This window comes from Leisingera sp. ANG-M1 (assembly GCF_000813745.1).
GTDB lineage: Bacteria > Pseudomonadota > Alphaproteobacteria > Rhodobacterales > Rhodobacteraceae > Leisingera.
On sequence record NZ_JWLC01000005.1, the window covers coordinates 288154 to 299114 of the forward strand.

Genomic DNA, 10961 nt, shown 5'->3' on the forward strand with positions numbered 1-10961 from the left:
CGCAAAAGAACCGGTTGCGGCGGATACCGCTTCATCCGGGCTTCAGAAAGGAGTGAGGCTGATGCATCTGGTGCGCAAAAAGTGGTTTATCCTGTTTGAAAGCGGCGGCCTGCTGTCCCGGACCGGGGACCGGGTCACCTATTTCTACGACGAGGCACTGAGCTTCAGGGATTTCGAGGAGGCGCAGCGCTACTTGGCTTCGAACGAGAACCGGGTCAGCTGCACCGGCATCCGTCCGTCGCTGACCGAAGCGGCGTGAGCGGATGGCTGGAAGCCCGGGGCAGGCCGCGGGCGGCCGAGGCACAGATGCCTAGCTCCGCCCGCTGGCTGATTGCCTTTTGCGGGGTGCTGATCTCGGCCTCGGCCTTGATCTTCTGGGCCTGGCTGGGCGGTGCCGGCCAGGCGCCGGAGGACCAGCCCGGCTGGTTCACCCTGACCGCGCTGCGGTTCTTTTGGCTGCCTTTTCTCAGCGGTGCCGGCCTGGTGCTTGCGGTCTGCTGCGCCGGCCGTTCGGGTCCCTGAGACCCAAACGAAAAAGGCCGCGCTGCAGCGCGGCCTTTCCCGGAACTCACTCAGGCAATCTTACAGCGATGCCTCGTAGATCTTGCCGATGTTGGCGCCCAGTGCGGCGTCATACTCTGCATCAGACATCGCCACGTTCAGGCCTTCGGTCAGCGCGCGGCTGAAGGAGGCGATCATTTTGGCGTTCTGAGACAGGCGCGCGCAGGCGTCGTCGGTGGTGTAACCGCCGGACAGAGCCACAACACGCACCACATTGGCGTGGTCGGCCAGATCGTCGTACAGGCCGGCCTTGGACGGGATGGTCAGCTTCAGCGCCACTTTGCTGTCCGCAGGCAGGGCGTCCAGCTGCGCCTGGATCTCAGCCTTCAGGATGTCCTCGGCCTCTTCCTTGGTGGCGGAGTTGATGTCCACTTCCGGCTCGATGATCGGCACCAGGCCGGCGGCCACGATCTGCTGGCCCACTTCGAACTGCTGCGCGACAACCGCCTTGATGCCTTCGGCGTTGGCTTCCTTCACCACCGATCGCATCTTGGTGCCGAAGATGCCCTTGTCGTTGGCGCGCGCCAGCAGCGCGTCCAGTTCCGGCATCGGCTTCATCATCTGAACGCCGTTGGCTTCATCGGCCAGGCCCTTGTCCACCTTCAGGAACGGGACCACGCCGCAGCTGTTCCACAGGAACTCAGCGGTGGGGGTGCCTTGGATCTCGCCGTCCATGGTTTTTTCAAACAGGATCGCGCCCAGGATGCGGTCTTTGCCGAAGCTCGCGGAGGTGATGATGCGGGTGCGCATCTTGTGGATTTCGGCGAACATCTCGTCTTCGCCGTTGTAGGCGTCCTCGGTCACGCCATAAAGCGCCAGCGCTTTCGGGGTGGAGCCGCCCGACTGGTCCAGCGCGGCAATAAAGCCGTTGCCGGTTGCGATGCGGTCGAGTTGTGCCTGCTGGGCGGAAGCGTCTTTTGCCATAATGCGTCACTCTTGCTGGAAGATTTTGTCTTGGCGCTGTCTATAGCGCGAATCCTGCAGGAAACAACGGGGTGTAGCGCTAACGGAAGAAGGATTTGCGGGCGTCCCGCGCCATGTTGTAGCGCATTTCCAGCTCCGAGATGCGTGCCATGGCGGCCTTCCGCAGCTCCGGGTCTGTCAGCGCGGCATAGTCCTTGCGGGCCTGCGCCAGCTGCTCCTTCAGGCCGAATTCTTCCGGCACCGCTCCGGCCTGTGCCATGATCCGCAGGCCCGCAGCCAGCCCGGCATCCACATGCGCCTCGCCGCTGCGGTCGGGCAGCGGCTTGCCTTCGCCCTCAAGGCCTTGCAGCTGCCCCTCAGCTTGCGCTTTGCTCAGCTGGCGTTCGATAAGGTTGCGGAAGGCACGGATCATGCGAGGCTCTGGTTCGTTGCAAGAGAAGCTTATCAGCGGCGGCTCAGCCCAGCCAGTCCTTGCGGGTGACGGCATCATTCAGCGCCAGCAGATCCTCGCGCAGCTCTTCCAGCCCGATCGGACCTCCCAGGCACACCCGGACTGCTTCTTCGGGCAGGCCGGTGACCGTGAAGGCATCGCTGGGCATGATGCCGATCTGGCGGCCGGCCATCCGGCCCATCACTTCGGCCCGGCTGGTGCCGCGGGGCAGGGTGAGCCACAGGTTGAAAGCCAGCGGGTCGCTGTCGATGAAGCACTCCTGCAGCACCTCCGCCGCCAGCGCCTGCCGCTCGGCAGCGGCCTTGCGGACGGACCTCTGGATCTCCGCTGCAGTGCCATCCTCGATCCAGCGGCCCAGCAGCGCCAGGTTCAGCGGCGATACCATCACATGCATCGACCTGAGCGCCTGGCTGAACTGCCCCAGCAGCGCCCGTTTCGGCACCGTCGTGTAGGCTAGCCGCAGCCCGGCCCCGAAACACTTGGAAAGCCCCGCGATATGCCAGCCCAGATCCGGAACCAGACTGCTGATCGCCGCAGGCGCGCCATTGTCGACAAAGCAATAGGCATCATCCTCGATCAGCGTCAGATCATGCTCCTGCAGCACCGCAGCAATCTCCTGCCGCCGTTTGGCCGGAATGGTTCTTGTGGTCGGATTCTGCAGGGTTGGATTGAGGTACAGCGCCGCGGGCCAATGGTCGGTGATGGCCTTCTCCAGTTCGCCCGGCAGAATGCCGTCCTTGTCGCCTGCCAGCCCGATCAGCCGGATCCCCTGCCGCGCCGCGATGGAGCGCAGGCCGGGGTAGGTTACGTCTTCACATAAGATCGTCGATCCCGGCTCGCACAGCACCGTCAGGATCGCATAGAGGCTGGCGTGCGCCCCGGGAGTGATCACCAGCCGTTCGGGCGCGCAATGCAGCCTGTTGGCCTGCATCCAGTCTGCCGCAAGGGCGCGGTCCTGCGGGCTGCCGGTCACTGACTGATAACGCAAGAGCGGCAAAAGGTTGGCCGAGACATGCTCCAGTCCCTTTTGCATCCGCGCCAGCAGTGCCGGATCGTCCGGCTCCGGCGGCATGTTCATCATCGGATCTTCTTCCAGTGCCCGGCGCGGGTCGGGGCGTTCGGGCAGCGCGTCCAGGGCCTTCACAAATGTGCCGCGGCCGACAAAGCTTTCGATATAGCCGCGCCGCACCGCTTCCGCGTATCCGCGGGACACGGTGGAGAAGTCGACGCCCAGATCCTGCGCCACCCGCCGCTGGGGCGGCAGCCGGTCGCCCGGGGACAGCACGCCCTCGTCAATGTCCGCCTTGATCGCCTCGGCAATCTCCAGGTAGCGCGGCTTTTCGCCTTCCAGCCGGGTCGGGGCCCATTGTTTCATCTGCTGCTTCTCCCGCCGGGTTACTGGCGAATTGTACCGTGATTGATTGGTTCAATGTCAGAGTGCGACAATAAATGCAACATCAATGTATGCATATTGATTGCATTCAATGTGGGAATCACGGTATCAGGCGCCAAACCCAAGGAGATGCGCGATGACCGGGACTGATCTGGTGCAAGAGGAGCAGCGGGAGATGAAGCCCGCATTGTGGAAGGGCCTGCGCCTGCGCTGCCCGAATTGCGGCGAGGGCAAGCTGCTGCACAGCTATCTGAAGGTAAACGACAGCTGCTCGGAATGCGGCCAGGAGCTGCACCATCAGCGCGCCGATGACGGCCCGGCCTATCTGACCATCCTGGTGGTTGGCCACATTCTCGGTTTTGCGCTGCATATCGTCTACATGCAGCTGCGCCCGGACCCCTGGACGCTGGCGATCATCATGTCGGTGATCACGGTCGGGGCTTCGCTCTACATGCTGCCGCGGATGAAGGGGCTGGTGGTGGCCTATCAATGGGCCAAGCGGATGCACGGTTTCTGAGCGGAAATAACCCATTCAATCAAAATGCAAAAGGCAGGCCTGGGGCCTGCCTTTTGCAGTTTTCTCCCAGCGCCGCGCAGCGGCGCCGGGCCCAACAGGCGAGGGGCAATCTTTGATTGACCCGGAACCGGCGGGAGCCTCCCGCCAGCCGCAGATCACACCAGCCGCGAGGTGTCCTTGGCCGCGCGCACGAAATCGTCGAACAGCGGATGCGGCGCGAAGGGCTTGGATTTCAGCTCCGGGTGGAACTGCACGCCGATGAACCAGGGATGGTCCTTCCACTCGACGATCTCCGGCAGGCGGCCGTCCGGCGACATGCCGGTGAAATTCAGGCCGCAGGCCTCCAGCTTCTCGCGGTATTTGATGTCCACCTCATAGCGGTGGCGGTGGCGTTCTTCGATATGGGTGCTGCCGTACACCTTGGAGACCAGCGAGTCTTCCGCCAGCGCGGCGTCATAGGCGCCGAGCCGCATGGTGCCGCCCTTGTCGTCGTCGGCCTTGCGGCTCACCTTGTGATTGCCCTGCACCCATTCCTTGAGGTGGTAAACCACGGGCTCGAACCGTTTCTTGCCGGCCTCGTGGTCGAACTCTTCCGAGCCCGCCTCGGCAATGCCCGCCACGTTGCGGGCCGCCTCAATCACCGCCATCTGCATGCCCAGGCAAATGCCCAGGTAGGGAACGTTGTTTTCGCGGGCATATTGCGCCGCCTTGATCTTGCCCTCGGTGCCGCGCTCGCCAAAGCCGCCGGGCACCAGGATCGCGTGGAAGCCCTGCAGATGCGGCGCGGCATCTTCCTCGTCGAACAGCTCGGCATCGACCCATTCGATCTTCACCTTCACCCGGTTCGACATGCCGCCATGGGTCAGCGCCTCGGCGATCGACTTATAGGCATCTTCCAGCTGGGTGTATTTGCCGACGATGGCCACCTTCACCTCGCCTTCCGGGTTGTAGATGCGGTCGGCCACATCTTCCCAGCGGTCCAGGTTGGGCTTCGGCGCCGGCGCGATGCCGAAGGCATCCAGAACTGCTTGGTCCAGGCCCTCGCGGTGGTAGGCCAGCGGCGCCTCGTAGATCGATTTCAGGTCCTGCGCGGCGATCACCGAGTCGGGGCGCACGTTGCAGAACAGGGCCAGCTTCTCGCGCTCTTTCTTCGGGATCGGGCCTTCGGAGCGGCAGACCAGAATGTCCGGCGCCAGGCCGATCGAGCGCAGCTCCTTCACCGAGTGCTGGGTCGGCTTGGTCTTCAGCTCGCCCGAGGCTTTGATATAGGGCAGCAGGGTGAGGTGCATGAAAATGCACTCGCCGCGCGGCTTGTCCTGGGCGAACTGGCGGATGGCTTCAAAGAAGGGCAGGCCTTCGATGTCGCCGACGGTGCCGCCGATTTCGCACAGCATGAAGTCGACCTCATCCTCGCCGATGGAGATGAAGTCTTTGATTTCATTGGTGACGTGCGGGATCACCTGAATGGTCTTGCCCAGGTAGTCGCCGCGGCGCTCTTTCTCGAGCACGTTGGTGTAGATCCGGCCGGAGGAGATCGAGTCGGTCTTGCGCGCGGGCACTCCAGTGAAACGCTCGTAGTGGCCCAGATCGAGGTCGGTCTCGGCGCCGTCGTCGGTGACGAAGACTTCGCCGTGCTCAAACGGGCTCATGGTGCCCGGGTCGACGTTCAGATAGGGGTCCAGCTTGCGCAGCCGCACCGAGTAGCCGCGGGCCTGCAAAAGCGCGCCCAAAGCGGCAGAGGCCAGGCCCTTGCCCAGGGATGAAACCACACCGCCAGTGATAAAGATGAAACGCGCCATGTCTGTTCGGCTGCCCCCGTGAGAAGTCAGAATCAAGCTGCCCGGCGGAGGATGGAATAGGCTCCAAAAACCGCTGCATCACGGGACTTCATATATAAAGGATTCGCGCACGCAGCGCAAGGGAACCGCAAGATGCTGTTGCGGTTCCTAAGAACCCGTCAAGGTGTAGTGGATCAGTCCAGGCTCGGCACCAGCGGTGCGTTGTCGCCTTCGGCCGGTGGCAGAAGATCGCTGCCAAGCGCCGGTGCGGCCGGGGCCTCGCCGGTCTCAGTCTGCGGAACCGCCAGCCGATCGGTGACCGAGGAGCCTGCGGATTTCTGTGCCGCCATGATCGTCAGGGTGATCGAGGTGCAGATGAAGGCAATCGCCAGGATCCAGGTCACCTTGCCAAGCGCGGTTGCTGCCGCGCGGCCCGAGATGGCGCCGCCGCCGCCACCGCCGCCCATGCCCAATCCGCCGCCTTCGGAGCGCTGCAGCAGCACCACGGCAATAAGGCCGAGAGCCAGAAGAAGATGGATGATGAGAACAACGTTTTCCATGGGTCCCTGCGGCGGTTGGCTGAGTACCGGGCGTAAATAGGCAAGATCGGCGGGAGGGGCAAGGGCGGAGTTTGCCGGGTGCCGAGAGTTTCCTGTCTGAGCATGCTTCTGCGGTGCTGCAGGCATGGGAGGTCACGCAACGTGATTGATGGCATCATGAAACATGACTGGACAGAGCCCGCTGCGGCTGCGCAGCATGAAGCCATGCCTCATGACGACCCGAACCACCCGCACGCCCTTTTGCCGCCGGACCCTGCCTTGCGGGTGAAAGCGCTGGAGACGATTCTCACCCAAAAAGGGCTGATCGACCCTGCCGCATTGGATGAAATCATCGACACCTACCAAAACAGAATCGGCCCGCAGAACGGCGCCCGGGTGGTGGCCAAGGCCTGGAGCGATCCGGAGTTTAAAGCGGCGCTGCTGGCAGATGCGGATCCGGTGCTGGCCGACCTGGGCTATTACGGCCGCCAGGGCGAGCATATGGTGGTGGTCGAGAACACGCCCGCACAGCACAATATGGTCGTGTGTACCTTATGCAGCTGCTACCCGTGGCCGCTTTTGGGCATTCCGCCCGGCTGGTACAAGTCCGACGCCTACCGCGCCCGCGCAGTGCGCGAGCCGCGCAAGGTGCTGGCGGACTTCGGGGTGAGCCTGCCTGAGGACACCGCAGTCAGGGTTTGGGATTCGACCGCAGAGGTGCGTTATCTGGTGCTGCCGATGCAGCCGGAAGGCACTGAAGGCCTGAGCGAAGAAGACCTCGCAGCACTGGTGACACGCGACAGCATGATTGGCACCGGGCTGGCGAAAGCGCCGGGGGAGGCTCCGGCATGACCCGGGTACATGACATGGGCGGGCGATTCGGCGACGGGCCCGTGGTGCCGGAAGCGGAGGACGCGCCGGTTTTCGATCAGGACTGGCACGCGAGGGCGCTGGCGGTAACCCTGGCCTGCGGTGCGCTGGGGCAATGGAACATTGATGTCTCGCGTCACGCGCGCGAGCGGCTTACGCCCAAAGATTACACCCGCTTTTCCTATTACGAGAAATGGATTGCGGCGCTGGCAGACCTGCTGGTGGAGAAAAGGGTGCTCACCCAAGAGGATCTGCAGGGGCAGGGGGCTGAAGAACTGCACGCGCTGGCAGAGCGCGCTTTGAAGGCCGAAGCCGTGGCAGGCGTGCTGGCCAAAGGCGGCCCGGCGGACCGAGAGGGCGGGCCGGCGCCGGTGTTCACACCGGGGCAGGCGGTGCGGGCACGAGTCCCTGCCGATAACGCGCTGGTTTCCGGCGGCCACACCCGGCTGCCGCACTATACCGCCGGCGCGCGCGGCTATATCCTGCGGCTGCATGGCACCCATGTGCTGCCCGACAGCAACGCCCACGGACTGGGCGAGGCGCCGGAACCGCTTTATGCGGTGCGCTTCTTTGCCCGCGAACTGTGGGCGCACCCAGAGCACCCGGATGACGAGGTGGTGCTGGATCTGTGGCAAAGCTACCTGGAGCCGCTATGAGTTCCTGTGCCGAAGTTTCCGCCCCCGAACCGGTCTTTGCCGAACCCTGGCATGCGCAGGTTTTTGCGCTGACAGTGCATCTGAATGAGGCCGGGCGGTTCAGCTGGGCGGAGTGGGTAGAGCGGTTCTCGGCGACACTGAAACGGCACGGGCTGAGCCGGGAACTGGATGGCGGCGAGGATTATTTCCGTGCCTGGCTGGAGACGCTGGAGGTGTTTCTGGCGGAGCAGGGCGTAGCTTCAGGTGCGGAAGCGGAACAGATGCGCTGCCGCTGGGAAGCGGCTTATCTGAACACGCCGCATGGTGAGCCTGTTCAGATAGAGTATTGAAAAAGGCAGCAGTTTTGCCCGCCGGAGCCTTGGGCCAGGGCGGGTCGCAGTTTGTTTGCCTGTAGCGCGGACCCGATGGGGATGGCAGCGCTGCCGGGCGGAGGTGGGCAGACGCCGCGGGGCCTGCTCGGACAGAAGCTCCTGAACGACCCCCTTTTTATCGGGGCCGGTCTCCGGGTGTTGCGCAGGCAGCCGCACAGATGCCTGCGCCTTGTATCATGGCCCATGCGCGGGGCCATGGCGGGTGATCTCGATCAGCTGGCAGTCTGGCACAGGCCGGTGAGTATCCTGTGAAAGAGGCGTACGGCGGACGTGCAACACCGAGCCCGGAACAAGGCGCGCAGCGCCGCCGGGCGAGCGCCTGCCCGCCCCACCGGGCTGGCGCTTTGGAGAGGGCAGCGATCCTTTGACGGCTTGTACGGACGTGGCAGGGATAAAGTGGCAGGCACTAGCGTTGTAGCGCCACCCCGCGGGCAGGCGCACGCCCTCTTACCTGTCCAAAGGGCATCGGGCCTGCTTGCACGGCTGCGAATCCGCCCCTGCGGCGAATTTGCGGTTCCCCTGCCTGCGCAGCATCGCTATATGAGCGTGGGTTTGAACCAAAGACTGTAAAGGACCGGATATGGCCAACGTCGTCGTAGTCGGCGCCCAGTGGGGCGACGAAGGTAAAGGCAAGATCGTGGACTGGCTGAGCGAGCGTGCAGACGTGATCGCCCGCTTCCAGGGCGGCCACAACGCCGGCCACACGCTGGTTATCGACGGCAAGGTCTACAAGCTGCACGCGCTGCCTTCGGGCGTGGTGCGCGGCGGCAAGCTGAGTGTCATCGGCAACGGCGTGGTGCTGGACCCCTGGCACCTGATGAAGGAAATCGCGACAGTGCAGGAGCAGGGTGTCGAGATCACCCCGGAAACCCTGATGATCGCCGAGAACACTCCGCTGATCCTGCCGCTGCACGGTGAGCTGGACCGGGCGCGCGAAGAGGCGGCTTCCAAGGGCACCAAAATCGGCACCACCGGCCGCGGCATCGGCCCGGCTTATGAAGACAAGGTGGGCCGCCGCGCGATCCGCGTTGCCGACCTGGCCGATGAGGCCACGCTGGTGGCCCGCGTCGACCGTGCGCTGCAGCATCATGACCCGCTGCGCAAGGGCCTGGGCGTCGATCCGGTGGACCGCGACGCGCTGATCGCCCAGCTGAAAGAGATTGCGCCGCAGATCCTGCCTTTTGCCGCACCGGTCTGGAAGGTGCTGAACGAAAAGCGCAAATCCGGCAAGCGGATCCTGTTCGAAGGCGCGCAAGGGGCGCTGCTGGACATTGATTTCGGCACCTATCCCTTTGTCACCTCCTCGAACGTGATTGCCGGCCAGGCGGCCACCGGCGTCGGCATCGGCCCGGGGTCGATCGACTATGTGCTGGGCATTGTGAAGGCCTATACCACCCGTGTGGGCGAAGGTCCGTTCCCGACCGAGCTGCTGAAAGACGACGGCACCCCGGATGCGGACGGCGAGCGCCTGGGCACCCGCGGCCATGAGTTCGGCACCACCACCGGCCGCCAGCGCCGCTGCGGCTGGTTCGACGCCTGCCTGGTGCGCCAGACTTGCGCCACTTCCGGCATCAACGGCATTTCGCTGACCAAGCTGGATGTGCTGGACGGGTTTGAGACTCTGAAGATCTGCACCGGCTACGAGCTGGACGGCGAGCGGCTGGACTACCTGCCGACTGCGGCGGATCAGCAGGCGCGCTGCACCCCGATCTATGAAGAGATGCCGGGCTGGAGCGAGTCGACCGAAGGCGCGCGCAGCTGGGCCGACCTGCCGGCCAACGCCATCAAATACGTGCGCCGCGTCGAAGAGCTGATCGACTGCCCGGTGGCGCTTCTGTCCACCAGCCCGGAGCGGGACGACACCATCCTGGTGACCGACCCGTTTGCCGACTGATGGCTGGCAAACAAGGCCTGAGCTACAAGGCCCGGCGGCGCTGGGCCCTGGTGATTCTGCTGGTGGGCATGCCGCTTTACATCGTGGCGGCGGTCACGGTGATGAATTGGCTGGACCGGCCGCCGCTGTGGCTCGAGCTGCTGGTCTATGTGGCGCTGGGCATTGCCTGGGTGCTGCCGTTCAAATTCGTCTTCCGCGGAATCGGCAAGGAAGACCCCGAGGCGGAACAGGAATAAGACCGGGCAGCACCGGCCTGCTGGCTGGAAGTGCAGCGGGGCGCTGCCCCTCTTGGCCTGGCGTCCAATTCACCCCGGGATATTTGCGGCCAGATGAATACAGGATCTGGTTTGTTCAATGCGAAAAGGCGGCCCCGTGAGGGCCGCCTTTTTTACTGTGCCTGCCGGGGCGTTCAGCCCGCAGCGCGTTTGCCGGGCTTGAAGCCGATATCGCCCGAGGCGGTGAACTTGCCGTTGCCGGAGCGTTCGATCTTGCCGTCGCGCAGCAGTTGGCCGAAGGAGCGCAGCCCGTCCTCGCGGTTGAAATCGCCGCTGCCTGCGCTGCGCACTTTGCTGATCAGCTGCGGACGCGAGAAATGATCGCGGCCTTCGACAAAGCTCATATAGGCGGCGGCGGCTTCCAGCAGGTCATGCAGTTCGGCGGCGCCGCGCTCGGCGGCATAGGCGGCAAAGCCTTCGCCGGAACTGGCGGTCTCTTCGCCGAGAACGGCAGCGGACACCCGGCGCGGGCGCACCGGATTTTGGGGCGCGCTGCCTTCATCAATGCGCTGGGCCGCCACCAGCTTCAGCGGGGCCGGGCGCGATGCCGGGCTTGCAGGGCGGGTGGAGGCGGCGGGGCGGGGTTCCGGGCCGCGCGGGCGCACCACCCCGGGCCGATCGGCGCGGGAGGGGTTGGCCCCGGCGCTTCCGGGGGGACCCGCCGGGCCATTGGCCTTGGCGGCGGCAACCGCTGCCCGCAGCCGGCTGTTGGGCTCTCGCGCGGGAGAGGCG

Annotated in this window: 13 protein-coding genes and 1 pseudogene; 8 read left to right on the forward strand and 6 right to left on the reverse strand. The window is 64.7% G+C overall.

Annotated elements, in window-relative coordinates:
- Nucleotides 1-61: 61 nt before the first annotated feature.
- Both RA19_RS03680 and RA19_RS03685 read left to right on the forward strand, forming a co-directional pair.
- Nucleotides 62-259, forward strand: a complete 198-nt coding sequence (locus RA19_RS03680; RefSeq protein ID WP_039159642.1) for a hypothetical protein — start codon at nucleotides 62-64, stop codon at nucleotides 257-259.
- 47 nt (nucleotides 260-306) lie between these two features.
- Nucleotides 307-522 (forward strand): hypothetical protein, encoded by a 216-nt coding sequence (locus RA19_RS03685; protein WP_039159644.1) that lies wholly within the window; start codon nucleotides 307-309, stop codon nucleotides 520-522.
- A 60-nt stretch (nucleotides 523-582) separates the two neighbouring features.
- On the opposite strand, the gene RA19_RS03690 is transcribed toward RA19_RS03685, so the two are convergent.
- The 3 genes from RA19_RS03690 to RA19_RS03700 form a co-directional block, all read right to left on the reverse strand.
- A complete protein-coding gene (locus RA19_RS03690) occupies nucleotides 583-1485 on the reverse strand; it encodes a fructose bisphosphate aldolase (RefSeq protein WP_039159645.1) in 903 nt (300 codons plus the stop codon).
- Nucleotides 1486-1564: 79 nt separating this feature from the next.
- Nucleotides 1565-1897, reverse strand: a complete 333-nt coding sequence (locus RA19_RS03695; RefSeq protein ID WP_039159646.1) for a DnaJ family domain-containing protein — start codon at nucleotides 1895-1897, stop codon at nucleotides 1565-1567.
- Between the two features lie 43 nt (nucleotides 1898-1940).
- The gene (locus RA19_RS03700) at nucleotides 1941-3311 is read right to left on the reverse strand and encodes an aminotransferase-like domain-containing protein (RefSeq protein WP_039159648.1); all 1371 of its coding nucleotides are present in this window, start codon (nucleotides 3309-3311) and stop codon (nucleotides 1941-1943) included.
- A 154-nt stretch (nucleotides 3312-3465) separates the two neighbouring features.
- On the opposite strand from RA19_RS03700, the gene RA19_RS03705 reads away from it, so the two are divergent.
- Nucleotides 3466-3846 carry a DUF983 domain-containing protein gene (locus RA19_RS03705; RefSeq protein WP_039132768.1) on the forward strand — a complete coding sequence of 127 codons (381 nt, stop codon included), beginning with the start codon at nucleotides 3466-3468 and terminating at the stop codon, nucleotides 3844-3846.
- Between the two features lie 155 nt (nucleotides 3847-4001).
- On the opposite strand, the gene RA19_RS03710 is transcribed toward RA19_RS03705, so the two are convergent.
- Both RA19_RS03710 and secG read right to left on the reverse strand, forming a co-directional pair.
- Nucleotides 4002-5645, reverse strand: coding sequence for a CTP synthase (locus tag RA19_RS03710; protein WP_039159649.1), 1644 nt, complete (start codon nucleotides 5643-5645; stop codon nucleotides 4002-4004).
- 173 nt (nucleotides 5646-5818) lie between these two features.
- Entirely contained in the window at nucleotides 5819-6184 is a 366-nt protein-coding gene (gene secG / locus RA19_RS03715; RefSeq protein ID WP_039159650.1) for a preprotein translocase subunit SecG, read from the reverse strand.
- Between the two features lie 204 nt (nucleotides 6185-6388).
- Between secG and nthA the strand changes: the two genes are divergently transcribed.
- The 5 genes from nthA (at nucleotide 6389) to RA19_RS03745 (ending at nucleotide 10190) form a co-directional block, all read left to right on the forward strand.
- A complete protein-coding gene (nthA, locus tag RA19_RS03720; RefSeq protein ID WP_039159699.1) occupies nucleotides 6389-7015 on the forward strand; it encodes a nitrile hydratase subunit alpha in 627 nt (208 codons plus the stop codon).
- Nucleotides 7012-7689, forward strand: a complete 678-nt coding sequence (gene nthB / locus RA19_RS03725) for a nitrile hydratase subunit beta (protein WP_039159652.1) — start codon at nucleotides 7012-7014, stop codon at nucleotides 7687-7689. The genes nthA and nthB overlap by 4 nt, the downstream gene beginning before the upstream one ends.
- A complete protein-coding gene (locus RA19_RS03730; protein ID WP_039159653.1) occupies nucleotides 7686-8018 on the forward strand; it encodes a nitrile hydratase accessory protein in 333 nt (110 codons plus the stop codon). The genes nthB and RA19_RS03730 overlap by 4 nt, the downstream gene beginning before the upstream one ends.
- Before the next feature lie 622 nt (nucleotides 8019-8640).
- Complete coding sequence (locus RA19_RS03740; protein ID WP_039159655.1) at nucleotides 8641-9954, forward strand: adenylosuccinate synthase; 1314 nt, start codon at nucleotides 8641-8643, stop codon at nucleotides 9952-9954.
- Nucleotides 9954-10190 carry a DUF2842 domain-containing protein gene (locus RA19_RS03745; protein WP_039159657.1) on the forward strand — a complete coding sequence of 79 codons (237 nt, stop codon included), beginning with the start codon at nucleotides 9954-9956 and terminating at the stop codon, nucleotides 10188-10190. The genes RA19_RS03740 and RA19_RS03745 overlap by 1 nt, the downstream gene beginning before the upstream one ends.
- 173 nt (nucleotides 10191-10363) lie before the next feature.
- On the opposite strand, the pseudogene RA19_RS26875 reads toward RA19_RS03745, so the two are convergent.
- Nucleotides 10364-10961, reverse strand: a pseudogene (locus tag RA19_RS26875) (chemotaxis protein CheA); the annotation flags it as partial.

Coding starts and splice junctions, on each gene's coding strand:
- secG (WP_039159650.1), bottom strand. CDS start 6,184: ATGGAAAACGTTGTTCTCATCATCCATCTTCTTCTGGCTCTCGGCCTT.
- nthB (WP_039159652.1), top strand. CDS start 7,012: ATGACCCGGGTACATGACATGGGCGGGCGATTCGGCGACGGGCCCGTG.
- RA19_RS03700 (WP_039159648.1), bottom strand. CDS start 3,311: ATGAAACAATGGGCCCCGACCCGGCTGGAAGGCGAAAAGCCGCGCTAC.
- RA19_RS03710 (WP_039159649.1), bottom strand. CDS start 5,645: ATGGCGCGTTTCATCTTTATCACTGGCGGTGTGGTTTCATCCCTGGGC.
- RA19_RS03695 (WP_039159646.1), bottom strand. CDS start 1,897: ATGATCCGTGCCTTCCGCAACCTTATCGAACGCCAGCTGAGCAAAGCG.
- RA19_RS03680 (WP_039159642.1), top strand. CDS start 62: ATGCATCTGGTGCGCAAAAAGTGGTTTATCCTGTTTGAAAGCGGCGGC.
- RA19_RS03685 (WP_039159644.1), top strand. CDS start 307: ATGCCTAGCTCCGCCCGCTGGCTGATTGCCTTTTGCGGGGTGCTGATC.
- nthA (WP_039159699.1), top strand. CDS start 6,389: ATGCCTCATGACGACCCGAACCACCCGCACGCCCTTTTGCCGCCGGAC.
- RA19_RS03740 (WP_039159655.1), top strand. CDS start 8,641: ATGGCCAACGTCGTCGTAGTCGGCGCCCAGTGGGGCGACGAAGGTAAA.
- RA19_RS03690 (WP_039159645.1), bottom strand. CDS start 1,485: ATGGCAAAAGACGCTTCCGCCCAGCAGGCACAACTCGACCGCATCGCA.
- RA19_RS03730 (WP_039159653.1), top strand. CDS start 7,686: ATGAGTTCCTGTGCCGAAGTTTCCGCCCCCGAACCGGTCTTTGCCGAA.
- RA19_RS03745 (WP_039159657.1), top strand. CDS start 9,954: ATGGCTGGCAAACAAGGCCTGAGCTACAAGGCCCGGCGGCGCTGGGCC.
- RA19_RS03705 (WP_039132768.1), top strand. CDS start 3,466: ATGACCGGGACTGATCTGGTGCAAGAGGAGCAGCGGGAGATGAAGCCC.